Source organism: Pseudonocardia hispaniensis (assembly GCF_042658695.1).
GTDB lineage: Bacteria > Actinomycetota > Actinomycetes > Mycobacteriales > Pseudonocardiaceae > Pseudonocardia > Pseudonocardia hispaniensis.
In genome coordinates, this window is sequence record NZ_JBHSQW010000044.1 from 366,970 (window position 1) to 393,828 (window position 26,859).

Here is a 26,859-nt window from a genome sequence, read left to right on the forward strand (position 1 = left end):
GCCTACGGGCCGGGGGTGTGGGCCTGCTCGCGGTCGAGCAGCGGGGCGGTGCCGACCAGCCCGGCGGCCAGCGTGTTGCCGGTCGGCGGGTCGATGAGCAGGAAGCTGCCCGTGGCGCGGATGTCGCCGTAGTCGTCGAGCGGGAGCGGATCGGCGGTGCGCAGGGAAACTCGGCCGATGTCGTTGATCTCCAACTGCTGCGGCATCCGCACCTCGAACGTGTCGGTGTCCAGCAGCCCGGTCAACGCCCCGACGACCGCCGGGGTGGTACGGGTGCCGTGCTTGAGCAGCAGCCGGGCGCCCGGCCGCAGCGGCGTCTCGGCCAGCCAGCACAGGGTGGCGTCGAACTCGTCGCGGACGCGCGGCCGGTCGGCGGCCGCGGCGAGCACGTCGCCGCGCGAGACGTCGATGTCGTCGCGAAGCAGCACGGTGATGCTGCGGCCGGCGTCGGCCGCGGCCAGTGGCCCGTCCGCGGTCTCGACCGCCGCGACCGTGGTGTGCAGGCCCGCCGGGAGCACGACGATCTCGTCGCCGGGCTTGACGGTACCGGCGGCGACCTGTCCGGCGTAGCCGCGGTAGTCGCGGCCGGCGTCCCGGATGACGTACTGCACCGGCATCCGGAACGGCGCGGCGACCTCTGGGCCGGTGACCGGCACCGACTCCAGGTGCGCGAGCAGGGTCGGGCCCTCGTACCAGGGCGTGTGCATCGAGGGTTCGACGACGTTGTCGCCGAGCAGCGCCGATACCGGAACGGTGAGCACCGCGTCCTCAGCGATGCCCAGGGAGGCGGCGAGGCCCGCGAACTCCTTGGCGATGGCCGTCAGCGCGGCCTCGTCGTAGTCGACGAGGTCGATCTTGTTGATGGCCAGCACGAGGCGCGGCACCCGCAGCAGTGCGAGCACCGCGGCGTGCCTTCGGGTCTGTTCGACGATCCCGTGGCGGGCGTCCACGAGCAGCACGGCCAGCTCGGCGGTCGAGGCGCCGGTGACGGTGTTGCGGGTGTACTGGACGTGCCCGGGGGTGTCGGCGAGGACGAACCCGCGCACCGGGGTGGAGAAGTACCGGTAGGCGACGTCGATCGTGATGCCCTGCTCGCGTTCGGCGCGCAGGCCGTCGACGAGCAGCGACAGGTCAGGAGTGGACAGTCCTTTATCGACGGAGGCGCGATGCACCGCCTCGATCTGGTCGGCGAGCACCGACTTCGTGTCGTACAGCAGCCTGCCGACCAGTGTGGACTTGCCGTCGTCGACGCTGCCCGCGGTCGCGAACCGCAGGAGGTCCTTGCCGCCCATCAGAAGTAACCCTCTCGTTTGCGATCCTCCATGGCGGCCTCCGACAGCCGGTCGTCGGCCCTGGTGGCGCCCCGCTCGGTCAGCCGCGACGCGGTCACCTCCGCGATCACCTCATCCAATGTGGATGCCGTGGACTCGACGGCTCCGGTGCACGAGCCGTCCCCGACGGTGCGATAGCGCACCCATCTGCGCTCCAGCGTCTCGGTCCCCCGCGGCCCGCCCCACGGGCCCTGCGCCAGCCACATGCCGTCGCGACGGAACACCTCGCGCTCGTGCGCGTAGTAGATCGACGGCAGCTCGATGCCCTCGCGCCGGATGTACTGCCAGACGTCGAGCTCGGTCCAGTTGGAGATCGGGAACACCCGCACGTGCTCACCGGGCGCGTGCCGTCCGTTGTAGAGGTTCCACAGTTCCGGGCGCTGCCGGCGCGGGTCCCAGCGGCCGAACGCGTCGCGCAGCGAGAGGATCCGTTCCTTGGCCCGGGCCCGTTCCTCGTCGCGCCGCCCGCCGCCGAAGACGGCGTCGAAGCGGTGCTCGGCGATGGTGTCGAGCAGCGGGACGGTCTGCAGCGGGTTACGGGTGCCGTCGAAGCGCTCGGCGAGCCTGCCGTCGTCGATCCAGTCCTGCACGTGCGCGACGACGAGCCGCAGTCCGAGTCGCTCCACGAGCCGGTCGCGGAACTCGATGACCTCCGGATAGTTGTGCCCGGTGTCGACGTGCAGCAGGCCGAACGGCACCGGCGCGGGCGCGAACGCCTTGGCCGCCAGGTGCACCAGCAGCGTGGAGTCCTTGCCCCCGGAGAACAGGATCACCGGGCGGTCGAACTCCCCGGCGACCTCGCGGAAGATGTGGACGGCCTCGCTCTCCAGGGCGTCGAGCGCGTCCGCCCGGCCCGGGGCCGCCGCGACGGGGGTGGCCGTCATGCGTGCAGCCCGCATTCGGTCTTGGCGCGGCCGGCCCAGCGGCCGCTGCGCGGGTCGGCGCCGGGCAGCGGTTTGGTCGTACACGGCGCGCATCCGATGGACGGGTAGCCCGCCGCGACCAGGGGGTTGACCAGCACGTGGTGTTCGTCGATGTAGGTGTGCATGTCCTCGTCGCTCCATGCGGCCAGCGGGTTGACCTTCACCAGGCCGTGCCGCTCGTCGAACTGGATCAGTGGGGTGGTCGCCCTGGTCGGGGCCTCGACCCGGCGCACCCCGGTCACCCAGGCGTCGTAGCCGGCCAGCGTGCGCTGCAGCGGCACGACCTTGCGCAGGTGACAGCACCGGTCCGGCTCGCGGGCGAACAGGTCGGCGCCGTGGCTCGCGTCCTGCTCGGCCACGGTCTGCGCGGGTCGCGCCTCGACGATCCGCACGTCGTAGGTCGCGGCCACGGCGTCGCGGGTGCCGATGGTCTCCGCGAAGTGGTAGCCGGTGTCCAGGAAGAGCACCGCGACGTCCGGCTTGGCCCTGGCGGCCAGGTCGATCAGGACGGCGTCCTGCATGTTCGAGGCGACGATGAACCGGTCCCCGAACGTCGCCGTGGTCCAGGCCAGCACCCGCTCGGCCGTCGCGTCGGGGCCGAGCTCGGCGGCCCCGCGCCGCGCGAGCTCGCGCAGCCGCGATGGGGTCGAGACGCTCATCGGGACACCTCCGCGACGCCGAGGCCGACGAAGGTGAGGGCGAAGGTCCGCAGGCAGGCCGCGCAGTACCAGGCGCCGCGGGGCACCCGCTCGGCGGGCTCGGCGGGCCGCAGGTCCTCGTCGCCGCAGTAGGGGCAGTGGTAGGGCACGATGCGTTCGGTCATGCGAGGTCCGCCTCGGCCGCGCGGACGACCCACTGGGCGAAGCGCTCCTCGGGTTCGCGCTGTGCCACGAAGCGGCGCACGATCCGCTCCACGTACTCGCCGAGCTCGGCGCTGGTCACCTTGAGCCCCCGCAGCTTGCGGCCGAACCCGGCGTCCAGGCCGAGCCCGCCGCCCAGATGCACCTGGAAGCCCTCGACCCGGTTGCCCTCGGCGTCGGTGACGATCTGCCCCTTCAGCCCGATGTCGGCGGTCTGGGTGCGGGCGCAGGCGTTCGGGCAGCCGTTGAGGTGGATCGAGATGGGGACGCCGGGGTGCAGGTCGGCGAGGCGGCGTTCGAGCTCGGCGACCAGCCGGATCGCGCGTTCCTTGGTCTCGACGATCGCGAGCTTGCAGTACTCGATCCCGGTGCAGGCCATGGTGGCGCGCCGCCACGGCGACGGGTCGGCGTGCAGACCCAGCCCGGCGAGCTCGTCGAGGAGCTGGTCGAGCTTGTCGTCGGCGACGTCCAGCACGACGATCTTCTGCTGCGGGGTGAGCCGGACCCGGCGCGACCCGGCCGCCTCGACCGCCTTGGCCAGCCCGATCAGGGCGGAGCCGCTGACCCGGCCCGACGCGGGTGCCACGCCGATGTAGTTGCGTCCGTCGACCTGCCGGTGCACCCCGATGTGGTCGACGGGACCCGCGGGGACGTCCGGGGCGGGGCCGTCGACCAGGGCCCGGCCGAGGTACTCCCGCTCCAGCACCTCGCGGAACCGGGCGGGCCCCCAGTCGGCGAGGAGGAACTTGATCCGGGCGCGGTGGCGCAGCCTGCGGTAGCCGTAGTCGCGGAAGACCGCGACGATCCCGGCCCATACCTCGGGGACCTGGTCGAGCGGGACCCAGGCGCCGAGCCGCTGGGCGAGCTTCGGGTTCGTCGAGAGCCCGCCGCCAACCCAGACGTCGAACCCGGGGCCGTGCTCGGGATGCACCACCCCGACGAACGAGACGTCGTTGACCTCGTGCGCGACGTCCTGGTGCCAGGAGATCGCGGTCTTGAACTTGCGGGGAAGGTTGGAGAACTCGGGGCTGCCGATGTAGCGCTCGCGGATGGCCTGGATCGCGGGCGTGGCGTCGAGCAGCTCCGCCGCGCTGACCCCGGCCACCGGCGAACCGAGGACGACCCTCGGGGTGTCCCCGCAGGCCTCGGTGGTGGACAGGCCGACGCCCTCCAGCCGCTGCCAGATCGCCGGCACGTCCTCGATCCGGATCCAGTGGTACTGGATGTTCTGCCGATCGGTGACATCGGCGGTGTCGCGGGCGTAGGTCTGGCTGATCTCGCCGATGGCGAGCAGCTGCTCGGTGGACAGCGCGCCGCCGTCGATGCGCACCCGGAGCATGAAGTACTCGTCCTCGAGCTCCTCGGGGTCGAGCGCGGCGGTGCGACCGCCGTCGATACCTGGCCTGCGCTGGGTGTACAGACCCCACCAGCGGAACCGGCCGCGCAGGTCGGACGGGTCGATCGAGGCGAAACCGCGGCGGGCGTAGATGGTCTCGATCCGGGCTCGGACGTTGAGGCCGTCGTCGTCGCGTTTGGTTCGCTCGTTGGGGTTCAGGGGTTCACGATGGCCGAGTTTCCACTGGCCTTCGCCGCGGGTGCGCGCGGGTTTCTGGGGGGCAGCGGTGGGGGCAGGGGGCATGGTGGGGCCTCCGGAATTGCGGCCGGCGCACGCCGCGGTTCCTGATCGGCCCAGGACCCGGCGCACCCGGCGCCGGGACGGTCGGTCCGTGAGAAGACGGGTCGGCGCGGGATCAGCAGGCCGACCGACAGCTCGCGCTCGTGACGCGCTGCAGATCGACGTGGCGACGGGCCACGAGCCGCAGGGTCCACGAGGTCACGGCGGATAGCGTGCCATCCCCCGGCGCCGGGGGCCACCCCACGGGATGCGGTGTGACCTGCCTCACGTTCGCCTCGTCGTCCGGGTCGAAGGACCGGCGCGGGCACGTCCCGCCCGGAGCGCTACCGTTGGTGCGATGCCGTTCGGGATCTATGTCCACGTGCCGTTCTGCGCGGCGCGCTGCGGCTACTGCGACTTCAACACCTACACCCCCAGCGAGCTGGCCGGGTCCGGGGCGTCCCCGGAGGGCTGGCTGGCCGCGGTACGCCGGGAGCTGGCACGGGCCGCGGCGGTGGCCGGGCCGCGCGAGGTCGACACCGTGTTCGTCGGCGGCGGGACCCCCTCGCTGATCGGGGCGTCCCGGCTTGCCGCGGTGCTCGACGCGATCCGCGATGCGTTCGGGCTCGCCGTCGGCGCGGAGGTGACCACCGAGGCGAATCCGGAGTCGACCTCGCCGGAGTTCTTCGCGGCCATCGCCGAGGCCGGGTTCACCCGGGTGTCGCTGGGCATGCAGTCCGCGGCGCCGCATGTGCTGCGCGTGCTCGACCGCCGGCACACCCCGGGCCGCGCCGTCGCCGCGGCCCGCGAGGCCCGCGCGGCGGGCCTCGCGCACGTCAACCTCGACCTGATCTACGCGACGCCGGGGGAGACCACCGAGGATCTGCGGGGCTCGCTCGACGCGGTGCTCGCCGCGGACGTCGACCACGTCTCGGCGTACTCGCTGATCGTCGAGGACGGCACGGCGCTGGCCCGCCGGGTGGCCCGCGGCGAGCTGCCCGCGCCCGACGACGACGTCGCCGCCGAGCGCTACGAACTCATCGACGACCTGCTCTCGGCGGCCGGGTTCGCCTGGTACGAGGTGTCGAACTGGGCGCGCGGGGCGGACGCCGCCTGCCGGCACAACCTCGGTTACTGGTGCGACGGGGACTGGTGGGGCGTGGGCCCCGGCGCGCATTCGCATCTGGCCGGGCGCCGCTGGTGGAACGTCAAGCATCCCGCCCGCTACGCCGAGCTGCTGGCGGCGGGGCGGTCGCCCGAGGCCGGGGCCGAGGAGCTGACCGAGGCCGAGCGGGCGACGGAGCGGGTGATGCTGCGGCTGCGGCTGGCGGCCGGGCTGCCGACCGGCCTGCTGGACGAGGCGGGCCGGGCCGCCGCGGGCCGGGCCGCCGCCGAGGGGCTGCTCGACCCGGCGGCGCTCACGGCGGGCCGGGCGATCCTCACCCGCCACGGCCGGCTGCTCGCCGACCGCGTCGTCCGCGACCTCCTGTAGCCCGCGAGTCGGGGTATTTCCGCGCCCGAGTCGGGCCTGTCCGCCCCATGATCGGCGATTCGGCGGCCGCGACCGCGGAAATCGCGGCTCCCGGCTCCCGGACGCCGATCATGGCGGGCCGGTGGGCGAAGCCGATGTGCGGCAGTGGGGCGCGTCACGTCGATCGAGGACGGCTCGTTTCGGGTGCCGACGGCCTAGACTGGATGCGACCTGGCGTGCCGAGGAGGTGGGTGATGAACGCCGACGAGCGCCGGTTCGCGGTGCTGCAGGCGATCGTCGCCGACTATGTGGCGACCAAGGAGCCTGTCGGTTCCAAGGCGATCGTGGATCGACACAACCTTGGGGTCTCCAGCGCGACGGTGCGCAACGACATGGCCGTCCTCGAGGACGACGGACTCATCGCGCAGCCGCACACGAGTGCGGGGCGGATCCCCACGGACAAGGGCTATCGGCTGTTCGTGGACCGGCTGGCACAGGTCAAGCCGCTGTCGGTGGCCGAGCGCCGCGCCGTGCATTCGTTCCTCGCCGGCGCGGTCGACCTCGACGACGTGCTGCGCCGCAGCGTCCGGCTGCTCGCGCAGCTCACCCGGCAGGTCGCCGTCGTCCAGTACCCGACCCTGACCCGCTCGACGGTGCGCCACCTCGAGGTGGTCGCGCTGACCCCGGCCCGCCTCATGCTGGTGTTGATCACCGACTCCGGCCGGGTCGACCAGCGCGTCGTCGACCTCGGGGACGTGCTGTCCGACGACGATGTGGCCACCCTGCGCTCCCGGATCAACGGCGCGCTGGTCGGTCGCCCGCTGGCGGCCGCGTCCGCGGAGGTGGCCGAGCTGCCCGAGGCGGTGCCCGCCGAGCTGCGTGACGCGGCCACCACGATCTCGACGGTGCTCATCGAGACCCTCGTCGAGCATCCGGAGGAGCGGCTCGTGCTCGGCGGCACGGCCAACCTGACCCGCAACGTCGCGGACTTCCCCGGCAGCCTGCGCCAGGTGCTCGAGGCGCTCGAGGAGCAGGTCGTGGTGCTGAAGCTGCTGGCCGCGGCGCAGGACCGGGACCTGGTCAGCGTGCGGATCGGCGAGGAGAACGAGATCGAGGATCTGCGGGCCACATCGGTCGTCTCGATCGGCTACGGGCTGGGTACGGTCCTGGGCGGCATGGGAGTCGTCGGCCCGACCCGGATGGACTACCCGGGCACAATTGGGGCGGTGCATGCGGTCGCCCGGTACGTAGGTGAGATCCTGGCCGGGCGCTGACTGCGCAGTGGCACGACTCTGAGCGCGAAGGATCATGAGGAACGCAAGGGTGGCACGGGACTACTACGGGATCCTCGGCGTCGAACGCGGTGCCAGCCCCGACGAGATCAAACGGGCGTACCGGCGGCTGGCCCGGGAGCTGCATCCCGACGTCAATCCCGACCCGGAGGCGCAGGAGCGTTTCCGGGAGGTGAGCACGGCATACGAGGTGCTCACCGACCCGGAGAAGCGGCGCATCGTCGATCTGGGGGGCGACCCGCTGAGCAACGGCGGCGGCGCGGGTGGCGGCGCGGACCCGTTCAGCGCGTTCGGCTTCGGTGACATCATGGACGCGTTCTTCGGCGCTGCGGGCGGTGGCCGGGGGCGCGGCCCGCGCAGCCGCGTCCAGCCCGGCGCCGACGCCCTGATCCGCATGCAGCTCACCCTGGAGGAATGCGCCACCGGCGTGCAGCGCGAACTCGCCGTCGACACCGCGGTGGTGTGCTCGGAGTGCGGCGGCAACGGCTGTGCCCCGGGTACCAGCCCCACCGTCTGTGACATCTGCGGCGGCAGCGGCGAGGTGCAGTCCGTGCAGCGGTCGTTCCTCGGCCAGGTCGTCACCTCCCGGCCGTGCCCGACCTGCCGCGGTTTCGGCGAGGTCATCCCCGACCCGTGCCGGCAGTGCGCGGGCGACGGGCGGGTCCGCGCCCGGCGCAGCGTGGGCGTGCGGATCCCCGCCGGGGTGGCCGACGGGATGCGGGTGCGGCTGGCCGGCCAGGGCGAGGTCGGCGCGGGCGGCGGACCCGCGGGCGACCTGTATGTCGAGGTCGAGGAGATCCCGCACGAGGTGTTCACCCGCGACGGCGCGGACCTGCACTGCACGGTCTCGCTGCCGATGACCGCGGCGGCTCTGGGCACGACGCTGCCGTTGCCGACCCTCGATGGCGTCGAGGAGTTGCACGTCGAGCCGGGCACCCAGACCGGGACCGTGCGCTCGCTGCACGGAAAGGGGATGCCGCGGCTGCGCTCGACCGGCCGGATCGACGGCCACGGCGACCTGATGGTGCATATCGACGTGGTGGTGCCGACCAAGCTCGACAAGGAACAGATCGAGCTGCTGCGCCAGTTCGCGCGGCTGCGCGGGGAGGAGCAGCCCGACCTGACGGTCGGGTCGCGCAACGGTCACGGGTTGTTCTCCCGGTTGCGCGACTCCTTCGGCGGCCGGTGACCACCGCACCGCTGTTCCTGGTCGACGCGCTGCCGACCGGTGCGGACGCGGTGCTCGACGGGGCCGAGGGCAGGCACGCCGCCACGGTGCGGCGGCTGCGTCGCGGCGAGGAACTGGTGCTGTCCGACGGCTGCGGCGGGCTGGCGCACGCGGTGGTCGAGGCGATGATCGGACGCGATGCGCTGGCGGTCCGGATCGTGGATCGGACGTGGGTCGAGCCGCCCGCGCCGCGGGTGCTGCTGGCCCAGGCACTGGTCAAGGGGGAGCGCGGGGAGCTCGCCGTCGAGCTGGCCACCGAGGCGGGCGTCGACGCGGTGCTGCCGTGGCGGGCCGCGCGGTGCGTCGCGAAATGGGAACCGGGGCCGCGCGGGGACCGGGCCCTGCACCGCTGGCGCGGCACCGCCCGCGCCGCCGCCAAACAGGCCCGCAGGCCATGGGTGCCTCGGGTCGAGGACCCGATCGACACCCGCGAGCTGGCGCGGCGGGTTGCCGCGGCCGACGTCGCCCTGGTGCTGCACGAGGCTGCCGGTGACGGCCTGGCGGACGTCGCCGGGCAACTGCCGGAGCGAGGCGATGTGCTGATCGCCGTCGGCCCCGAGGGCGGCGTGTCCGATGCCGAGCTCGAGGAGTTGGCCGGCGCGGGCGCCCGCGCGGTCCGGCTCGGCCCCGAGGTGCTGCGTGCCTCCACCGCCGCGGCGGTCGCCCTCGGTGCGTTGGGGGTCCTGACCTCCCGATGGCGGAACCGGATCTGACGATCGGGTGATGCGGTATCCAGTTGAGGGTGCAAACGGTCTATTCTTGCCAGCGGTCCGGTCGGAGGGCGACCGGAACAGGGCTGCGGATGTTGCATCCGCTGGGCCGCCGGAGAGTCCCCCTCGGCCGGCGGCGCCACGTCGCGGTGGGTGTCCCCCCATCTCCACCGCGACGTGGCCACTCTTTGCTCCCCGCGAGTCGCGATGTTTCCGCGACCGAGTCGCTGCATTTCCGCGGCGGTTCGGGGGATGCTGGGCATCCCTGAGCCGAGGAGCCGCCATGCCTGTGCTGCCGGAGCTGCCCGATGCGTCACACGACCGCCGCGTCAGGATCCTCGATCCGACCGGACCGACCCCGGCCACCGGTGCGGCCATGATCGCGGGGCCGCCACCGGTCGCGGGCGGGCCGTCCTGCCCCGCGCGCCCAGTGGCGCTGGTGCAGCGGTGATCGTCGCCGAACTGGTCGGCCACGTGCTCGGCGAGCTGGGCGTCGGGCACGCGTTCGGCGTGGTCGGCAGCGGGAACTTCCATGTCACGAACGCGCTGCGGGCCGCCGGGGTCGACTTCACCGCGGCCCGGCACGAAGGCGGCGCTGCGACGATGGCCGACGCATTCGCCCGGATGAGCGGGCGGCCCGCGGTCCTCTCGGTGCATCAGGGCTGCGGCCTGACCAACGCGCTGACCGGGATCACCGAGGCCGCCAAGAGCCGCACCCCGCTGATCGTGCTGGCCGCCGACACCGGCGGCGCCGCGGTCCGCTCCAACTTCCGGATCGACCAGGACTCGCTGGTCACGGCGGTCGGCGCGGTCGCGGAGCGGGTGCACTCGCCGGAGAGCGCGCTCGCCGACACCGTGCGCGCCTACCGCACCGCGGTGCAGCAGCGCCGCACCGTGGTGCTCAACCTGCCGCTGGACGTCCAAGCCGAGAAGGCCCCCGACACCGGCCCCGTCCCCACGGTGGCGCCGCTGGCGGCGCCCCGTCCCGCCGCCGCCGCGGTCGCCGCGCTCGCGGAGCTGATCGCGGCGGCACGGCGGCCGGTGTTCATCGCCGGGCGTGGGGCCCGCGCCGCGCGGGACGAGCTGCGCGGCCTGGCCGCGGCGTCCGGGGCGCTGCTCGCGACGTCCGCCGTGGCGTCCGGGCTCTTCCACGACGACGAGTGGTCGCTGGGCATCTCCGGTGGGTTCGCCACCCCGCTGGCCGCAGAGCTGATCTCCGGCGCCGACCTCGTCGTCGGCTGGGGGTGTGCGCTGAACATGTGGACGACGCGGCACGGCGTGCTGATCGGACCGGACACCCGGGTCGCGCAGGTCGACCTCGATGCCGACGCGATCGGGGCGCACCGGCCGGTCCATCTCGGGGTGCTCGGCGACGTCGCCGCCACCGCCACCGAGGTGCGTGCGGCGCTGCCGGGAATCCGGACGGCGTACCGGACCGATGCGGTGCGGGCCGCGCTCGCCGCGCGTGGACGCTGGCGCGACGAACCCTATGACGATCTGAGCGGGGCGGAGGGGATCGACCCGCGCACGCTGTCGATCGCGTTGGACGACGTGCTGCCCGTCGAGCGGGTGGTCGCGGTGGACTCGGGAAACTTCATGGGCTACCCGAGCGTCTACCTCGATGTTCCCGATGAGTTCGGGTACTGCCTCACCCAGGGCTTCCAGTCGATCGGCCTGGGCCTGGCCACCGCCATCGGCGCGGCGCTGGCCCGGCCCGACCGGCTCACCGTCGCCGCGCTCGGCGACGGTGGCGCGCTGATGAGCGCCGCGGAGCTGGAGACGGTGGCGCGGCTGGCGATCGTGATGGTGGTGGTGGTCTACGACGACCGCGGGTACGGCGCGGAGTTCCACCATTTCTCCACCGCCGACCACGGATGCGTCCGGTTCCCGGAGACCGACATCGCGGCGATCGGGCGCGGGTTCGGCTTCGAGGCGGTGACGGTCCGGGCGCCGTCGGATCTCGCGGGTGTCGCCCGTTGGGTGGCGGGCCCGCGCACGTCCCCGCTGCTGGTCGACGCCAAGATCGCCTCCGACGGCGGGTCGTGGTGGCTGGCGGAGGCGTTCCGGGGTCACTAGGGCCGGGTTACGGTAGGGGTGTGCTGATCTCCGCGCCCCGGTCGGTGCTGCTGCTCATCGACTTCCAAGCCCGGTTGATGCCCGCGATCCACGGCGGCGAACAGGTCCTCGCCAACGCCGTGCGGCTCGCGGAGGGCGCCGGGTTGCTCGCGGTGCCGGTCGCGGCGACCGAGCAGAATCCCGACGGCCTCGGCCCGACGGTTCCCGCGCTCGCCGGGTTCGCCCAGCTCGTGCTGGCCAAGACCGCCTTCAGTGCGGTGGCCGAACCGGGGTTCGCGACGTTGCTTCCGCCCGGGCGTGACGAGATCGTCGTCGCCGGATGTGAGGCGCATGTGTGCGTGCTGCAGACCGTGATCGGGCTGTCCGAGACGGGACGGCGCGTGGTTCTGGTCGCCGACGCGGTCGGCTCGCGCGACCCGGTCAACCGGGACGCCGCCCTGCGCCGGGCCCGCGAGCACGGCGCGGAGGTGGTGACGACCGAGATGGTGCTGTTCGAGTGGCTGCGCGACAGCACTCATCCCCGGTTCCGCGAGGTGCAGAAGCTGATCCGATGAGCCGGATGCCGGTCGACGGCGGAATTGTCCGGGCGATTCGTCGGTTCCAGCCGGTACCATCGCGTGGTCACAGCAGCAGAGCAGCAGAAGGCAGGCGCTACCGGTTTGACAGGCACTGAGCCGGCCCCCGTCGTCCAGTCCCGGATGGCCGTTCCCGACACCGCCCTGCTCGCTCTGCTCGGTTCTCGTGACGAGAGCCTGCGCGTCGCGGAGGAGCTCCTCGACGCCGACGTCCACGTCCGCGGCAACGAGCTGACCCTGTCGGGGGAGCCCGCCGACGTCGCGTTCGCCGAGCGGGTCTTCTCCGAGCTGATCACGCTGGCCGGTCGTGGCCAGCAGGTCGGCAAGGACACCGTGGCGCGCACCATCGAGATGCTCTCCGACGAGAACGCCGCGCACCACGACCGGCTCGGGGAGTCGCCCGCCGAGGTGTTGAGCCTGGACATCCTGTCCCGGCGCGGGCGCACGATCCGGCCGAAGACGCTCAACCAGAAGCGCTACGTCGACGCCATCGACGCCTTCACGATCGTGTTCGCCATCGGTCCCGCCGGGACCGGTAAGACATACCTGGCGATGGCCAAGGCGGTGCAGGCCCTGCAGGCCAAGCAGGTCAACCGGATCATCCTGACCCGGCCCGCGGTGGAGGCCGGGGAGCGGCTGGGCTACCTGCCCGGGACGCTGTACGAGAAGATCGACCCGTACCTGCGTCCGCTGTACGACGCGCTGCACGACATGATCGATCCGGATTCCATCCTCAAGCTGATGGCGGCCGGGACGATCGAGGTCGCGCCGCTGGCCTACATGCGCGGACGCACCTTGAACGACGCGTTCATCATCCTCGACGAGGCGCAGAACACCACCCCCGAGCAGATGAAGATGTTCCTCACCCGGCTCGGCTTCGGCTCGAAGATCGTGGTGACCGGCGATGTCACCCAGATCGACCTGCCGGGTGGGACCCGTTCGGGGCTGCAGGTCGTCCAGGAGATCCTCGTCGATGTCGACGACGTCCATTTCGCCCAGCTGACCAGCACCGACGTCGTCCGCCACCGGTTGGTGAGCGACATCGTCGACGCCTACGCCCGCTGGGACGCCGCCGGTGAGCGGCGGGGCCTGGCCAGCGCTGCCCGCACCGGGCCCGAGCAGTCGCGGCGGCGCGGGCGGCGCTGACCGCCCCGCCGTTCCCGCCGAGCGCCGCGGCGGTCAGGCCGGGCAAGGGTGTCGCGCTCGGCTCGTCATCCCGGCGAGACGTCCGGCGCGACCGGGATCGTGTTTCCCGCTGGATCGATCGCTTGCGATCCCGAGGACTGGACGTTCGACCCCAACCGGCCGGACCGGTGCCCGCGCACGGCGATACGCTCGGAGCCGGGCAGCAGGTCAGGGGAACCAACGTGAGCATTGAGATCGCCAATGAGTCCGGCATCGCCGTGGACGAGTCGCTGATCGTGTCGGTGGCCCGGTACGCGCTCGACGCGATGGGGGTGAGCCCCGCGGTCGAGCTGGCGATCACGGCGGTCACCACGGAGGCGATGACCGAGCTGCACGAGCGCTGGATGGAGGAGCCGGGGCCGACCGACGTCATGGCGTTCCCGATGGACGAGCTGGTCGACGAGACCCGCAGGCCCGACGCCCCCGAGATCGGCCCTGCCCTGCTCGGCGACATCGTGTTGTGTCCCGCGTTCGCCCGCGAGCAGGCCCGTAAGGCGGGTCATGGTCTCGCCGACGAGCTGCACCTGCTCACCGTGCACGGCGTGCTGCACCTGCTCGGCTACGAGCATGCCGAGCCCGAGCAGGAACGCGAGATGTTCGCGCTGCAGGACAAGCTGCTGCGCGACTGGCGGCGGGCCCGCGCCGATGCCGCCGCCCGGGAGGCCCAGCGGCGCAGCGACTCCAGGGTGCTCGGCACCGTCGGGCTCGAGGACGGTTGAGGTCGTGAGCGCCACCGCCACGATGATCGTCATTGCCGCGCTGCTCGTGCCGCTCGCCGGGTTGTTCGCCGCCGCCGACGCCGCGATCACCTCCGTCTCGCGGGCTCGGGTCGAGTCCCTGGTCCGGGCGGGCCGACCCGGTGCGCGGGCGCTGGCCGCCGTCGTCGTCGACCGGCCCCGGCACGTCAACCTCCTGTTGCTGCTGCGGCTCGCGGCGGAGACGGCGGCGACGGTTCTGCTCGCGGTGGGGCTGCTGCGGGTGGTGACGCCGTCCTGGCTGGCGGTGCTGCTCGCCGCCGTGATCATGGTGGTGGTCAGCTACGTGCTGATCGGGGTCGGGCCGCGCACGTTCGGCCGCCAGCACCCCTACCGGGTGGGCATGCTCGTCGCCGCGCCGATCCGGGCGCTGGCCACGCTGCTCTCACCGCTGGCCACGCTGCTGATCCTGGTCGGTAACGCGATCACTCCGGGCCCCGGCTTCCGGGAGGGACCGTTCTCCTCCGAGGTCGAGCTGCGTGAGCTCGTCGACATGGCCAGCACCCGCGGGGTCGTCGACGAGAACGAGCGACAGATGATCCACTCGGTCTTCGAGTTCGGCGACACCGTGGTGCGTGAGGTGATGGTGCCGCGCCCGGACGTCATGTGGGTGGAGCACGACACCCCGGTGGACAAGGTGTTGCGGCTCGCGCTCAAGAGCGGCTATTCGCGGCTGCCGGTCCTGGGCGAGGGCATCGACGACATCACCGGTGTCGTGTATCTGAAGGATCTCGTCGGGGCCCTGCACTCCGACCGGCCCGATGTGGCGCTCACCGAGATCGTCCGGCCCGCGGTGTTCGTGCCCGACAGCAAGCGGATCGACGAGTTGCTCAAGGAGATGCAGCGTACCCGCAACCACATGGCCATCGTCGTCGACGAGTACGGGGGCACCGCGGGGGTCGTCACCATCGAGGACATCCTCGAGGAGATCGTCGGTGAGATCACCGACGAGTACGACGCCGAGGAGGTGCCCGAGGTCCAGGAGCTGGACGGACGTAGGCTACGGGTCGCCGCGCGACTGCCGGTCGAGGATCTCGGCGAGCTCTTCGGTGGCGGAGCCGACAGCGAGCTGGGCGCCGAACTGACCGCGGTGCTGCAGGACGCGGACGTCGACACCGTCGGCGGGTTGCTGGCCCAGCGGCTGGGCCGGGTTCCGCTGCCCGGCGCCGAGGCCGAGGTCGCCGGGCTCGTGCTGCGGGCCGAGGGTGGTAAGGACGCCCGCGGCCGGATGCGGATTTCGACCGTGCTGGTCAGCCCGGTGCAGCGGGAGACAGAAGCCGAGCCCGGTGACGGGGACGGTGATGGTGCATGGCAGGGCGCGGCCGGTGGGGGCACCGCCCGTCGGGAAGGAACAGATGTCCGCAAGTGACCAGGGCGGCCTCGACCCCGAGGACGCGAAGATCGTGACTCTGGCCCGCTCCGCGCGGGCCCGCACCGGGGCCGCCGAGGGGGCCGCCGTGCGCGACACCGACGGGCGCACCTACGTCGCGACCACCGTCGCCCTTGCGTCGCTGCAGCTGACCGCGTTGCAGGCGGCCGTCGCGGCCGCGGTGTCCAGCGGCGCGCCCGGCCTGGAAGCCGCCGCCGTGGTGACCGAGGCGGGCGCGATCGACGTCCCCTCGCTGGGCGCCGTCCGCGATCTGGCCCCCGCCGCGGCCGTGATCGTTGCCGACGCGTCCGGCGCTGTCCAGCAGACCTACACCGCCGGAGCCGCCACATGACCCCCGCGAGTCGGGGTTTTTCCGCGACCGAGTCGGGGAATCTCCGCGACCGCGTCGCGGGCGTGGCGCTGCCACCCACCCCGCGGTTCGACGTCGTCGTGGTCGGTGGCGGGATCGTCGGGCTGGCCACGGCGTACGAGCTCGCCCGGTCCGGCCGTTCCGTCGCGGTCCTGGAACGCGAGCCGCGGCTGGCGAACCACCAGACCGGCAACAACTCGGGTGTCATCCACTCCGGGCTCTACTACGCCCCCGGCAGCTTCAAGGCCCGGCTGGCCCTGGCCGGCTGCGCGGAGACCGTGGCGTTCTGCCGCGAGCACGACCTGCCCCACGAGGTCACCGGCAAGCTGGTCGTCGCGACCGAGCCCGAGGAGCTGCCGCGGCTCGCCGAGCTCAAGCGGCGCGGGGACGCCAACGGCGTGCCCAACCACGAGTTGGACCAGGCGGGGATGCGCGAGTACGAACCGCATGTGCGCGGGATCGCCGCGCTGTACGTGCCGTCGACCGGCATCACCGACTTCCGGGCGATCGCGGAGAAGCTCGGCGAACTCGTCGTCAAGGAGGGCGGCGAGGTGCATCTGGGCCGCGCGGTGCGCCGGATCGTGCGCCGGGCGGCCGACGTCGTGGTGCGCACCGACGACGGCGACCTGCTCGGTACGCAGGTGGTCGTCTGCGCCGGCCTGCGCTGTGACGAGATGGCCAGGGCCGCGGGCGCCGATCCGGGCATCCGCATCATTCCGTTCCGGGGCGAGTACTCCGGCTTCGGCGACCGGGCCGCGGAGCTGGTCAAGGGCCTGATCTACCCGGTGCCCGACCCGGCGTTCCCGTTCCTGGGGGTACACGCCACCCGCGGTATCGACGGGCATGTGCACGCGGGCCCGAACGCCGTGCTCGCGCTGGCCCGGGAGGGCTACTCGTGGGGCGCGATCAAGCCCACGGAGTTCCTGGCGACCGTCACCTACCCGGGGATGCTGCGGATCGCCAGGCGGCACTGGCGCTACGGCTTCGGCGAGATGCACCGGTCGTTGTCGCGCAAGGCGATGGTCACGCAGATCCAGCGGATGCTCCCGGAGGTTCAGGCCGCCGACCTGCACCCGGCGGGGGCGGGGGTGCGCGCGCAGGCCGTCAAGCCGGACGGCACGCTCGTCGACGACTTCCTGTTCGTCGAGCAGGGCAGCGTGGACGGGAGCGCCCGCCCGCCCGCGGTGTTGCACGTGCTCAACGCCCCCAGCCCGGCCGCGACCGCCGCGCTGCCGATCGGCCGGGAGATCGTCGGGCGCCTGGGGCACTCGTGAGCGCGCACGCCTGCTCCCGGGTCGCATCTCGGTGCCGAGCCGGAGGGAACGAGACGTGACCGGTTTCGCCCAGGTCCCGGAGGGCTTCCGGTCCGGGTTCGCCTGTTTCGTCGGGCGGCCCAACGCGGGCAAGTCCACCCTGACGAACGCGCTGATCGGGTCCAAGATCGCGATCACGTCGAGCCGCCCGCAGACCACACGGCACGCGATCCGCGGCATCCTGCACCGGCCGGACGCGCAGCTCGTCGTGGTCGACACGCCCGGTCTGCACAAGCCGCGCACGCTGCTGGGCAGCAGGCTCAACGATGTCGTCCGCGAGACGTGGGCCGAGGTCGATGTCATCGGCTTCTGCGTGCCCGCCGATCAGCCCGTCGGCCGGGGCGACGAGTTCATCGCGGGAGAACTGCGGTCGGTGGCGGGGCGCACTCCGGTGTTCGGGATCGTCACCAAGACCGACCTCGCGCGGCCTGGGCAGGTCGCCGAACGGCTCACCCAGCTGACCGACCTGATGGACTTCGCCGAGATCGTGCCCTGTTCGGCGGTCGATGGCTTCCAGGTCGGCCTGCTCGCCGACCTGCTGGTCGCGCGGCTCCCCGAGGGCCCGCCGCTGTACCCGGATGGCGAGCTCACCGACGAGCCCGAGGAGACGTTGGTCGCCGAGCTGATCCGGGAGGCCGCGCTGGAGGGGGTGCGCGATGAGCTGCCGCATTCGATCGCCGTGGTGATCGAGGAGATGCTGCCGCGGCAGGGGCGCGACGACCTGCTCGACGTGCACGCGACCATCTACGTCGAGCGGGCGAGCCAGAAGGGCATCGTGATCGGCAAGGGTGGGGAACGGTTGCGCCAGGTGGGCAGCGACTCGCGCCGCCAGATCGAGGCGTTGCTGGGCACCAAGATCTACCTCGACCTGCACGTCACGGTCGCCAAGGACTGGCAACGGGACCCGCGCCAGCTCCGCAAGCTGGGCTTCTGACCCTGTGAGTGCGTCACAGTGTTCTGACACTGTTACGCCCTCACAGGGGGCTGTGAGCTGCGGCGATGGCTCAGAGCAGGAGCCCTCAGAGCAGGAGCCACAGCAGCAGGCCGGTCAGCGCACCGCCGACGAGGACGCTCAGGAGGCCGACCCCACGCTCCACCTGCGAGGGCTTGCGCAGCAGCGTGACCAGACCGAGCAGGAGCCCGACCGGCGGCAGGAGCAGTGACAGCAGACAGCCGCAGCCGGCCGCGCCGCTGACCTCCGGAGGCCGGGCCGGGCCCGACTGGCCGTTGGGTGGCCCCGGATCCGGACGGGGTACGGCCGGGGGTTGCGGACCGCGCGGCGGGAGCGGCTTCGCCCCCGCCGTGAGCCGCGGGGCAACCGGTTTCGCGCCGGGCTTGAGCGCCGGGGCCACCTGCGCCGCGCCCGGCCCGGGCGGTGGTGCCGGCTCGGGGGGCTCGCGTCGCGGGGTGCGCCCGGGCTCCGCGAGGCGTGGCGGTGCCGGCGCGACGGTCGCGGCAGCCACCGGGACGACGGCCTGGGCAGCCGCCGGGCCGCGAGCGTCGTCGACCGCCGATGCCGCTGGCACCGGGATGCCGGCGCCGATACCCACCCTCGGCGTTCTCGGCTCCGCCGGGGACGCCGGTTCCGCCGGGCGCGTGGGCGTCGCCGCCCGCACGATGGGCGGGTTCTCGACGAGCGGTTCCAGCCCCGATGGCGCGGCGAGCGGATCGGGGAACCACTCCCAGGGATCGGGGCCGGTCAGGGTCGCATCAGTCGGCCACGGCTCTCGATCCACATCCGCATCCTCGCCGGTCCGCCGAGACCGCGGAATCCCGCTGCGGAGCGACGTTGGCGATCGCGAACGCGTCGTAGGCTCGTCGAATGAGCCTGTACCGCGATACCGGCGTGGTGCTGCGCGTCCAGAAGCTGGGCGAGGCCGACCGGATCGTCACGATGCTGACGCGCCGGCACGGGAAGATTCGCGCCGTGGCCAAAGGGGTGCGCCGCACCCGCTCGCGGTGGGGTGCCCGGCTGGAACCGTTCAACCACGTCGACGTGCAGTGCTACACCGGGCGTTCGCTCGACGTCCTCACCCAGGCCCAGACGGTGGACGCGTTCGGCACCGGGCTGATCAGCGACTACGCGCGCTACACCGCGGGCTGCGCGGTGCTGGAGACGGCCGACCGGCTCGTCGCCGAGGAGGGCGAGCCCGCGCTGCGGATGTATCTCCTGCTGGTGGGCGCGATCCGGGCGCTGGCCGGTCGGGAGCGCGACCCGTCGCTGGTGCTCGACGCGTTCCTGTTGCGTGCGATGACCCACGCGGGCTGGGCGCCCGCGATCCTCGACTGTGCTCGCTGCGCCGCACCCGGTCCGCATGCGGCGTTCAACATCGCGGCCGGGGGAGCGGTGTGCCCCCGATGCCGCCCGCCGGGCTCGATCACCCCGTCCCGCGAGACGTTCACGCTCCTCGACGCGCTGCTGCACGGCGACTGGACCACCGCCGACGCGGCCGCCCCCGGTACCCGCCGCGATACCAGCGGGCTGGTGGCCGCGCATCTGCAGTGGCACCTGGAGCGGCAGCTGCGGTCGCTGCCGCTGGTCGAGCGGCGGCCGTCCGCTCCTTCGCCGGGGTCAGGACCGCCCGGCGCGGGCCCGGAGCCCGCCCGCGCCGACGGCCGGGGGTGAGCGGGGCGTGCGGTCGATGAGAGCCCGGGCCGTAGGGTGACCAACCGTGGCCCGCTTCTCCCCGCCTCCGCCGCATCCGTCGGGCGCGCGGCCTCCCGCGATCCCGCCCGAGCTCGTCCCGAACCACGTCGCATTGGTGATGGACGGCAACGGACGCTGGGCCAACGCGCGGGGGCTGCCCCGGATCGAGGGGCATCGGCGCGGCGAGGCCTCGCTGATGGACGTCGCCCGCGGCTGCATTGACATCGGTGTGCGTTGGCTGTCGGCCTACGCCTTCTCCACCGAGAACTGGAAGCGCAGCCCCGATGAGGTGCGGTTCCTCATGGGCTTCAACCGTGATGTCATCCGCCGCCGGGTCGACGAGATGCACGCGATGGGCGTGCGGGTGCGCTGGGCCGGCCGGCGGCCACGGCTCTGGCGCAGCGTGATCAAGGAGCTGGAGATCGCCGAGGAGAAGACGAGGCACAACGACGTTCTCAACCTCACCATGTGCGTCAACTACGGCGGGCGCGCCGAGATCGCCGACGCGGTGAAGCAGATCGCCCGGCTCGCCGCGCAGGGCCGGATCAACCCCGACAAGATCGACGAGCGGACGATCGCGCGGTTCCTCGACGAGCCGGACATGCCCGACGTCGACCTGTTCGTGCGCTCCTCGGGCGAGCAGCGCACGTCGAACTTCCTGCTCTGGCAGTCGGCCTACGCGGAGATGGTCTTTCTGGACACCCTGTTCCCCGACTTCGATCGCCGGCACCTCTGGCAGGCCGTCGAGATCTATGCGAAGCGGGACCGCCGCTTCGGCGGCGCGCTCGACCGGCCCGGGACGGCGTCATGAGCGCCAACCCGATCCCCGAGATGCTCGTCACCGCCCACCGCGCCCTGGAACGCTATCTCGAGGTCACCGTCGATCCGGACGGCGCATTGACGTTCCGGCATGGCGAGGTGCTGTGCGTCCTGCAGGGTCTGGAGCTGGCGGAGGGACTGCCGGTGCTCAGCCTGACCTGCGTCGTCGCCTGGGATCTTCCGGCTGAGCTGGACATCGCGACCCGGGTGGGGCTGCGGGCCGGGGAAGGGCTGTTCGGTGCGCTCGGCGCGGTCAGGGGTGACCACGGCTGGGATATCACGCTGCGCTACGCCTTCCCGGCCGCAGGACTGACCGAGCAGGCGATGGGCACGCTGTTGATGCTGGTGGTCAGCAACGCCTCGGCGGTCCGCGCCGAGCTGACCGCGGACGTCGAGTAGCCGGCCAGGGGGTCAGTCGCCGCTCAGGTGTACCAGCGGCAGGGCGGCCAGGGCCGTCGCGTTCATCTCGCCCGCCGCGGCGAGCACCTTCTGCTGGGTCTCCTGCATCCGCCCGTCGACCAGCCGGGAGAGCTCATAGGCGATCCGGCCGAGCTGGCGCACGGTGGTGTCGTCGACGCCGGGCTGGCGGCCCGAGACGACCGCGACGCCGGTCGGGGTGCCGTCGTTGGCCTGCGCGACCCCGATCGTGAAGGTCTCCCGTGGGTTCACGTGCCGGGACGCGTAGTGGTCGCGCAGCCGCTTGAGCAGATTGTGGAAGTCGAGGACCTGGCCTTCGAGGTTGAGCGCGCCGAGGTCGTCCTCGGTGAGCACGCGGGTCCGCCCGGAGAAGCACCGCACGTACCCGACGAGCGCGCCCGTCCACAGTGCCTCGATCAGCGCGGGGTCGGTCTCCACTCGGGCCGGGCCGGAGTCGGGCGCGTTCAACGCGGTGACCAGATGCTCACAGCAGCGCAGCACGTACTGCAGATCCTCGAAGACGGCTGCCAGTTGGGCGAGTTCGCCGGACTGCGGTGTGTCGAGCTTGCGGACGGAGGACGGCGCCTCCGCAATGCTGCCGTTGGTCACGTTGTCCTGCCTCCCTGCGTGCGTCCGCAGGACGCTAGCGGCGGGACAGGGCCCCGGGAGTCTCGAATTGAGACGACGACGTGCGTGCGGTGCTGTGTACTAGCCCTGTGACGCACTCACCGACGAGCAGCCACGGCAGAGGCCGAAGATCTCCGCGGTGTGGCTGAGATCGGTGAAGCCGTGTTCGTCGGCGATCCGCTGGGCCCAGGTCTCGATGGCGGGTCCCTCGATCTCCACGGCGGTGCCGCAGCGCCGGCACACCAGATGGTGGTGATGCTCGGCCGACGCGCAGCGCCGGTAGACGGCCTCGCCGTTGGTGGTTCGCAGCATGTCGATCTCACCGCTGTCGGCGAGTGCCTGCAGGGTCCGGTAGACGGTGGTCAGACCGATGCCGTCGCCGTTGCGGCGCAGCAACTCGTGGATCTCCTGGGCGGACCGGAAATCCTCGAGGCGGTCGAGCAGTGCGGAGACGGCGGCGCGCTGCCGGGTCGCCCGCATCGTGCGCGGCGGGCTCGAGCGGGCGTGTGTCATGCAGACTCCTCCACGTGTGCCACTGCGTCGACGACGATATGCGCGAGATGGTCGTCGACGAGGGAGTAGAGAACCTCTCGTCCGTGCCGTTCGCCGTGCACCACCCCGGCCGTCTTGAGCACCCGCAGGTGCTGGCTGATCAGCGGCTGGGCGACCCCGAGAGCGTCGACGAGGTCGTGCACGCAGCGCGCCGACTCCAGCAGTTGTAGCACGATCGCGATCCGCACGGGTGCGGCGAGCGCGCGGAGCAGGTCCCCGGCCGCGGCGAGGGTGGCTGGAGTACGCACCGGGCCCGGCTCGACGGGGGGGCGCTCCGCGGAGTGCACATGCTCCTCGGCGGGCCCGGCACCTGCAGTGATCGACATGGTCTCCCCGTTCCGCGGCGGCGGCCTCGCCTTCAAGCGGATCGTCGCCGGCGGCCGCACTCACCCCATGGTAGGCGGTCCGGCGCGATCGGCTGTGTTCCGCGGACGGCGACGCTCGGTCGGCTCGATCGAGTGGCCGTCCGGGGCCGTCGTGCACGGATGGCACCGGTGGTGACGCAGCGTGCCGCGGGTGGGGTGCGGCCGGAGCGCGCGACGGCGACGGCTAACCTGGGGGTTCCCCGTCCCACCTCGCAGGAGTTCGCCTCGTGGCCAGCAAGCCGACTTCCGCCAAGATCGAGACCATCGTCGCGCTCGCGAAGCGTCGCGGCTTCGTCTTCGCGTCCGGTGAGATCTACGGCGGAACCCGGTCGGCCTGGGACTACGGCCCGCTGGGCGTCGAGCTGAAGGAGAACATCAAGCGGCAGTGGTGGCGCTCGATGGTCACCGGCCGCGAGGACGTGGTCGGTCTCGACTCGTCGGTGATCCTTCCACGCCAGGTCTGGGTCGCCTCCGGGCACGTCAGCGCGTTCCACGACCCGCTGGTGGAGTGCACCAGCTGCCACAAGCGGTTCCGCGCCGACCAGCTCGCCGAGGAGTACGCCGAGCGGACCGGCAAGCAGATCGCCGAGGGGGACCTGGCGGAGGTGCCCTGCCCGAACTGCGGCACCCGCGGCCAGTACACCGAGCCGCGCGAGTTCAACATGATGCTCAAGACCCATCTCGGCCCGGTCGAGTCCGAGGAGGGCCTGCACTACCTGCGCCCGGAGACCGCGCAGGGCATCTTCGTCAACTTCCTCAACGTGCAGACGACCTCCCGGCGAAAGCCGCCCTTCGGCATCGGTCAGATGGGCAAGAGCTTCCGCAACGAGATCACGCCGGGCAACTTCATCTTCCGCACCCGTGAGTTCGAGCAGATGGAGATGGAGTACTTCGTCGAGCCGGGCACCGACGAGGAGTTGCACCAGTACTGGATCGACGAGCGCACCCGCTGGTATGTCGACTTGGGGATCGCGCGGGAGAACCTGCGCCACTACGAGCACCCCAAGGAGAAGCTGTCCCACTACTCGAAGCGCACCGTCGACATCGAGTACCGGTTCGGCTTCCAGGGCCAGGAGTGGGGTGAGCTCGAGGGCATCGCGAACCGCACCGATTTCGACCTCACGACGCACTCCAACCACTCCGGGGTCGACCTGTCGTTCTACGACCAGGCATCGGGCACCCGCTACCGGCCCTATGTGATCGAGCCGGCGGCCGGTGTCGGGCGGTCGATGATGGCGTTCCTCGTCGAGGCCTACGCCGAGGACGAGGCGCCCAACGCGAAGGGCGGGGTGGACAAGCGGGTGGTGCTGCGGCTCGACCGCAGGCTCGCGCCGATCAAGGCGGCGGTGCTTCCTCTGTCGCGCAACGCCGACCTCTCGCCCAAGGCCCGCGACCTCGCCGCGGTGCTGCGCCGGAACTGGAACGTCGAGTTCGACGACGCCGGGGCGATCGGGCGCCGCTACCGCCGCCAGGACGAGATCGGCACGCCGTTCTGCATCACCGTCGACTTCGACACCTTGGCCGACGATGCGGTGACGATCCGCGAACGCGACACGATGGCCCAGGAGCGGATCGGGCTCGACCAGGTCGAGGCCTACCTGGCCGCCCGGCTCGTGGGGGTCTGACCGCCGGTTCGGCAGCCAGGGACGGGCCGGCCGTTCGAATGAGGTAGCCGCGCTCGTCCATCGGCGTGGGCCTTGCCGTCGACCCGCCGCGTACCGTCAGCGGAGCGGCACGAGGCAACCCTGGCTGGGCGGTGGACGGGTATGGGCGGCAACGACAGCAGGCCGCGGGGCGGCGGCACCGGGCCGTTGGGCTCGGCGGCCGAGGTGGACGCCGGACTCGGCCCGGTCGAGGGCGAGTGGTGAGTTCCCGGCTGCGCGTCGCGACGATCGTGACCCGGCTCGAAGCCGGGGCGGGCGAGGTGGCGCTGCGCGGCGCGCTCGCGCTGGATCCCGCCCGGTACGCCGTGAGCATCGTTGCCGGGAGCGGCAGTCGGTTGCTCGGCGAGGCGGCCTCGGCGGGTCTGGAGGTGCTGCTGGAACCCGCGCTGCGCTCGCCGATCTCCCCGGCTGACGATGTTGCGGCCCTGCGGAACCTGACCCGGTTGCTGCGGGCCCGTCGCGACGACGTGGTGCACACCCACAGCGCCAAGGCCGGCGCCCTGGGCCGGATCGCGGCCCACCGCTCGGGTGTGGGCCGGATCGTGCACACCTTCCACGGTTTGCCCTACCACGAGTTCCAGTCCGCGGCCCGGCGCCGAACGTATATCGCGATCGAACGTCGCCTCGGCCGGATCACCGACGTCGCGCTCTGCGTGGGCACCGGGGTGGCGGTCGAGGTCGTGCGGCGGGGACTGGCCGCGCCGGAGCGGGTCCGCACGATCGGCGTCGCCTCCGGCGGCCTACCGACCCCGTGCGTGCCGCGGACCCGGGCGCGGGCCCGCGGTCTGCTCGGGCTGCCCGCCGACGTGGCCGTCGTCGGCGCCGTCGGGCGGCTGGCCTACCAGAAGGCCCCGGAGGACTTCGTCGCCGCGATGGTCGCGCTGCGCCGTCCCGAGGTCGTCGGGGTGTGGGTCGGCGGCGGCCCGCTCGCCGAACGGATGCGGACGCTGGCCGGTCGCGCCCTGCCGCAGGCTCGCGTGGTGCTCGCGGGGGAACGCGCCGACGTGCGCGAGGTGCTGCCCGCCTTCGACGTGTTCGCCCTGCCGAGCCGCTACGAGGGACTTCCCGTCGCGATCGTCGAGGCCATGACCTGCGGCATCCCCGTGGTCGCGACGGCGGTGAACGCCGTGTCCGACGTCGTCGTCCCCGGTCGCACGGGCCTGCTCGTGCCGCCGCACCGGCCGCGACTGCTGGCTGCCGCCGTCGCCCATCTGCTCGACCACCCCGACGAGGCCGCCCGGATGGCCGAGTCCGCCAAGGCCTCGCTCGGGGACCGCTTCGCCGACCGCACCCTCGGCGACGCGCTCACCGCCGCTTACGTCGGGACCACGGCCCGGATCGACGGTCGTGCCGCGCCCGACGGCCCGGCACGTGCGGCGGAGAGGCGAACGCGGCCGCCGGTAGCGGTCGGCGAAACCGACGCGCGCCCCCTGCCCTTCCCCGAACTGGAGCCATGACGGCGCCATGCCGGGCCGGTGCCGCAGCCGACTCGCTACGCTGAGCCAGGTGAGCGCTGTGACCGTGCCGCCTTCTGTCCCCCCGACGGATTCCGCAGGTCCCGCCGATCCGCGCCGCAGACTCGGCGCCGCGCTACGGGCGTGGGCCGATGAGGGCGTCGGTGTCGTGCGGGTGCTCGACCGGCACGGTCTGGGCAGCGTCGAGTCCGGTCAGCTGCTGGCGGCCACGGCTGGGGGCGCCACCGCCGGGCTGCTCTATCTCGGCGCGCTCGACCCCATCGCGGTTCCGTTGGCCACCGCGTCCGTCACCGGGCCCCGGACCCGCGAAGCGCACCTCGGCAAGCAGGCGGGGGTTGCCGCCGGGCTGGCCTGTGGGGGTGGGGCGACCTTGCTCGGGCACCCGCTGCCCGCCGCCGCGGCGGCGCTGCTGGGCACGGCACTGGAACGGGCGGTCCCGGCGGCGCTGCTCGCCACGGTCGACGGCGCCGCGGCGCTCGTCCTGACCGGTCCCGCGCTCGACCAGACCAGCGGGTCCCTCGGCTCCGCCGACCTCGACCGGGCCGCCGTCGACACCACGCGGCGGCTGCTGCGCCGCGGTGTCACCACCACCGAGCGGCTCGACCTCACCGGCGCCGACGTGCTCCTGGACCTGTGGGTGCCGGTGCCGTCGCTGCTGATCGTCGGTTCCGGCGCCCTCGGCGAGGCGCTGCGCGCCCAGGCCGCGGTGCTGGGCTGGGGCGCGCGCGAGGTCACCGGGCTCGACGAGGCTCGCGCGGCGCTGGCCGAATTCTCCGACGCCGACATCGCCGTCCTGCTCGACCACGCTCCCGCGTTCGATGCGCTGTTGATCGACGGGGTACGCCGCGGTCGTGGCTTCATCGGAGCCCTCGGCTCCCGGCACACCCAGGCGCAGCGACGGGAACGGCTGCTGGCGGCCGGGCTGACCGAGGACGAGCTGCGGATGATCCACGGCCCGGTCGGACTCGATCTCGGGGCACGCACCCCGGCGGAGACGGCGGTCTCGATCGTCGCGGAGGTGATCGCGGTGCGCGCAGGTCGTCGGGCATCCGCACTCGGCGACGCTGTGGGCCGGATCGGGGGGTGACCGCCTCCGGATCGGGAGTTGCCCGGACGCCGCGCCCCGCTCATCGCAGGGCGGACACCGGTGAGTCGATCACCGTCCCGCTGCGCCCCGCCCGGTCGCGGCGCCGTTCGCCGCTGCGCTGGCCGGTCCGGTT

General features: G+C 72.8%; 29 protein-coding genes. 19 read left to right on the forward strand and 10 right to left on the reverse strand.

Features of this window, described 5'->3' with window-relative positions:
• Window positions 1-2: 2 nt before the first annotated feature.
• From ACFQE5_RS21870 to ACFQE5_RS21895, 6 genes are all read right to left on the reverse strand, one after another.
• Window positions 3-1,292: a sulfate adenylyltransferase subunit 1 gene (locus ACFQE5_RS21870; protein WP_379587714.1), complete on the reverse strand. Its 1,290-nt coding sequence runs from the start codon at window positions 1,290-1,292 to the stop codon at window positions 3-5.
• Window positions 1,292-2,215, reverse strand: a complete 924-nt coding sequence (gene cysD / locus ACFQE5_RS21875) for a sulfate adenylyltransferase subunit CysD (protein WP_379587715.1) — start codon at window positions 2,213-2,215, stop codon at window positions 1,292-1,294. Before cysD ends, ACFQE5_RS21870 begins: the two co-directional genes overlap by 1 nt.
• Window positions 2,212-2,913 carry a phosphoadenylyl-sulfate reductase gene (locus ACFQE5_RS21880; RefSeq protein WP_379587716.1) on the reverse strand — a complete coding sequence of 234 codons (702 nt, stop codon included), beginning with the start codon at window positions 2,911-2,913 and terminating at the stop codon, window positions 2,212-2,214. Before ACFQE5_RS21880 ends, cysD begins: the two co-directional genes overlap by 4 nt.
• A complete protein-coding gene (locus tag ACFQE5_RS21885) occupies window positions 2,910-3,077 on the reverse strand; it encodes an Insertion element protein (RefSeq protein WP_379587717.1) in 168 nt (55 codons plus the stop codon). Before ACFQE5_RS21885 ends, ACFQE5_RS21880 begins: the two co-directional genes overlap by 4 nt.
• Window positions 3,074-4,753 (reverse strand): nitrite/sulfite reductase, encoded by a 1,680-nt coding sequence (locus tag ACFQE5_RS21890; protein WP_379587718.1) that lies wholly within the window; start codon window positions 4,751-4,753, stop codon window positions 3,074-3,076. The genes ACFQE5_RS21885 and ACFQE5_RS21890 overlap by 4 nt, the downstream gene beginning before the upstream one ends.
• Before the next feature lie 112 nt (window positions 4,754-4,865).
• Window positions 4,866-5,111, reverse strand: a complete 246-nt coding sequence (locus tag ACFQE5_RS21895; protein WP_379587720.1) for a putative leader peptide — start codon at window positions 5,109-5,111, stop codon at window positions 4,866-4,868.
• Here ACFQE5_RS21895 and hemW point away from each other — a divergent pair.
• From hemW to era, 13 genes are all read left to right on the forward strand, one after another.
• Window positions 5,088-6,221: a radical SAM family heme chaperone HemW gene (hemW, locus tag ACFQE5_RS21900; protein WP_379587721.1), complete on the forward strand. Its 1,134-nt coding sequence runs from the start codon at window positions 5,088-5,090 to the stop codon at window positions 6,219-6,221. The genes ACFQE5_RS21895 and hemW overlap by 24 nt on opposite strands.
• Before the next feature lie 233 nt (window positions 6,222-6,454).
• Complete coding sequence (hrcA, locus tag ACFQE5_RS21905) at window positions 6,455-7,474, forward strand: heat-inducible transcriptional repressor HrcA (protein ID WP_379587723.1); 1,020 nt, start codon at window positions 6,455-6,457, stop codon at window positions 7,472-7,474.
• A 49-nt stretch (window positions 7,475-7,523) separates the two neighbouring features.
• Window positions 7,524-8,681 (forward strand): molecular chaperone DnaJ, encoded by a 1,158-nt coding sequence (dnaJ, locus tag ACFQE5_RS21910; RefSeq protein WP_379587725.1) that lies wholly within the window; start codon window positions 7,524-7,526, stop codon window positions 8,679-8,681.
• Window positions 8,678-9,433: a 16S rRNA (uracil(1498)-N(3))-methyltransferase gene (locus ACFQE5_RS21915; RefSeq protein WP_379587726.1), complete on the forward strand. Its 756-nt coding sequence runs from the start codon at window positions 8,678-8,680 to the stop codon at window positions 9,431-9,433. Before dnaJ ends, ACFQE5_RS21915 begins: the two co-directional genes overlap by 4 nt.
• Window positions 9,434-9,713: 280 nt before the next feature.
• Window positions 9,714-9,881: a hypothetical protein gene (locus tag ACFQE5_RS21920; RefSeq protein WP_379587728.1), complete on the forward strand. Its 168-nt coding sequence runs from the start codon at window positions 9,714-9,716 to the stop codon at window positions 9,879-9,881.
• Window positions 9,878-11,506: a thiamine pyrophosphate-binding protein gene (locus ACFQE5_RS21925; protein WP_379587729.1), complete on the forward strand. Its 1,629-nt coding sequence runs from the start codon at window positions 9,878-9,880 to the stop codon at window positions 11,504-11,506. Before ACFQE5_RS21920 ends, ACFQE5_RS21925 begins: the two co-directional genes overlap by 4 nt.
• Before the next feature lie 20 nt (window positions 11,507-11,526).
• Entirely contained in the window at window positions 11,527-12,060 is a 534-nt protein-coding gene (locus ACFQE5_RS21930) for an isochorismatase family protein (RefSeq protein WP_379587730.1), read from the forward strand.
• Window positions 12,061-12,165: 105 nt separating this feature from the next.
• The gene (locus ACFQE5_RS21935; RefSeq protein WP_379587731.1) at window positions 12,166-13,227 is read left to right on the forward strand and encodes a PhoH family protein; all 1,062 of its coding nucleotides are present in this window, start codon (window positions 12,166-12,168) and stop codon (window positions 13,225-13,227) included.
• Window positions 13,228-13,448: 221 nt separating this feature from the next.
• Window positions 13,449-13,985 (forward strand): rRNA maturation RNase YbeY, encoded by a 537-nt coding sequence (gene ybeY / locus ACFQE5_RS21940; protein ID WP_379587732.1) that lies wholly within the window; start codon window positions 13,449-13,451, stop codon window positions 13,983-13,985.
• A gap of 4 nt (window positions 13,986-13,989) precedes the next feature.
• Window positions 13,990-15,390 (forward strand): hemolysin family protein, encoded by a 1,401-nt coding sequence (locus ACFQE5_RS21945; protein WP_379587733.1) that lies wholly within the window; start codon window positions 13,990-13,992, stop codon window positions 15,388-15,390.
• On the forward strand, window positions 15,377-15,742 hold the full coding sequence (locus tag ACFQE5_RS21950) for a cytidine deaminase (RefSeq protein ID WP_379587735.1): 366 nt from the start codon (window positions 15,377-15,379) through the stop codon (window positions 15,740-15,742). Before ACFQE5_RS21945 ends, ACFQE5_RS21950 begins: the two co-directional genes overlap by 14 nt.
• Window positions 15,739-17,034, forward strand: a complete 1,296-nt coding sequence (gene lhgO, locus ACFQE5_RS21955) for an L-2-hydroxyglutarate oxidase (protein ID WP_379587736.1) — start codon at window positions 15,739-15,741, stop codon at window positions 17,032-17,034. Before ACFQE5_RS21950 ends, lhgO begins: the two co-directional genes overlap by 4 nt.
• Before the next feature lie 55 nt (window positions 17,035-17,089).
• Complete coding sequence (era, locus tag ACFQE5_RS21960) at window positions 17,090-18,007, forward strand: GTPase Era (RefSeq protein WP_379587737.1); 918 nt, start codon at window positions 17,090-17,092, stop codon at window positions 18,005-18,007.
• 85 nt (window positions 18,008-18,092) lie between these two features.
• On the opposite strand, the gene ACFQE5_RS21965 is transcribed toward era, so the two are convergent.
• Window positions 18,093-18,809 carry a hypothetical protein gene (locus tag ACFQE5_RS21965; RefSeq protein ID WP_379587738.1) on the reverse strand — a complete coding sequence of 239 codons (717 nt, stop codon included), beginning with the start codon at window positions 18,807-18,809 and terminating at the stop codon, window positions 18,093-18,095.
• An 86-nt stretch (window positions 18,810-18,895) separates the two neighbouring features.
• On the opposite strand from ACFQE5_RS21965, the gene recO reads away from it, so the two are divergent.
• Genes recO through ACFQE5_RS21980 form a run of 3 tightly spaced genes read left to right on the forward strand, consistent with a single transcriptional unit; the run spans window position 18,896 to window position 20,938 of the window.
• Entirely contained in the window at window positions 18,896-19,699 is an 804-nt protein-coding gene (gene recO, locus ACFQE5_RS21970) for a DNA repair protein RecO (RefSeq protein ID WP_379587739.1), read from the forward strand.
• A gap of 46 nt (window positions 19,700-19,745) precedes the next feature.
• Window positions 19,746-20,531 carry an isoprenyl transferase gene (locus ACFQE5_RS21975; protein ID WP_379587740.1) on the forward strand — a complete coding sequence of 262 codons (786 nt, stop codon included), beginning with the start codon at window positions 19,746-19,748 and terminating at the stop codon, window positions 20,529-20,531.
• Window positions 20,528-20,938, forward strand: a complete 411-nt coding sequence (locus ACFQE5_RS21980) for a hypothetical protein (protein WP_379587741.1) — start codon at window positions 20,528-20,530, stop codon at window positions 20,936-20,938. The genes ACFQE5_RS21975 and ACFQE5_RS21980 overlap by 4 nt, the downstream gene beginning before the upstream one ends.
• A 12-nt stretch (window positions 20,939-20,950) precedes the next feature.
• Here the strand turns inward: ACFQE5_RS21980 and ACFQE5_RS21985 are convergent, their stop codons facing one another.
• From ACFQE5_RS21985 to ACFQE5_RS21995, 3 genes are all read right to left on the reverse strand, one after another.
• A complete protein-coding gene (locus ACFQE5_RS21985; protein WP_379587742.1) occupies window positions 20,951-21,565 on the reverse strand; it encodes a hypothetical protein in 615 nt (204 codons plus the stop codon).
• Window positions 21,566-21,664: 99 nt separating this feature from the next.
• Entirely contained in the window at window positions 21,665-22,096 is a 432-nt protein-coding gene (locus tag ACFQE5_RS21990) for a Fur family transcriptional regulator (RefSeq protein WP_379587743.1), read from the reverse strand.
• Window positions 22,093-22,461, reverse strand: a complete 369-nt coding sequence (locus tag ACFQE5_RS21995) for an ArsR/SmtB family transcription factor (RefSeq protein ID WP_379587744.1) — start codon at window positions 22,459-22,461, stop codon at window positions 22,093-22,095. The genes ACFQE5_RS21990 and ACFQE5_RS21995 overlap by 4 nt, the downstream gene beginning before the upstream one ends.
• 266 nt (window positions 22,462-22,727) lie before the next feature.
• On the opposite strand from ACFQE5_RS21995, the gene ACFQE5_RS22000 reads away from it, so the two are divergent.
• The 3 genes from ACFQE5_RS22000 (at window position 22,728) to ACFQE5_RS22010 (ending at window position 26,726) form a co-directional block, all read left to right on the forward strand.
• A complete protein-coding gene (locus ACFQE5_RS22000) occupies window positions 22,728-24,125 on the forward strand; it encodes a glycine--tRNA ligase (RefSeq protein ID WP_379587745.1) in 1,398 nt (465 codons plus the stop codon).
• Between the two features lie 239 nt (window positions 24,126-24,364).
• Window positions 24,365-25,621: a glycosyltransferase gene (locus ACFQE5_RS22005; protein WP_379587746.1), complete on the forward strand. Its 1,257-nt coding sequence runs from the start codon at window positions 24,365-24,367 to the stop codon at window positions 25,619-25,621.
• A gap of 49 nt (window positions 25,622-25,670) precedes the next feature.
• The gene (locus ACFQE5_RS22010) at window positions 25,671-26,726 is read left to right on the forward strand and encodes an XdhC family protein (protein WP_379587747.1); all 1,056 of its coding nucleotides are present in this window, start codon (window positions 25,671-25,673) and stop codon (window positions 26,724-26,726) included.
• Window positions 26,727-26,859: the final 133 nt, after the last annotated feature.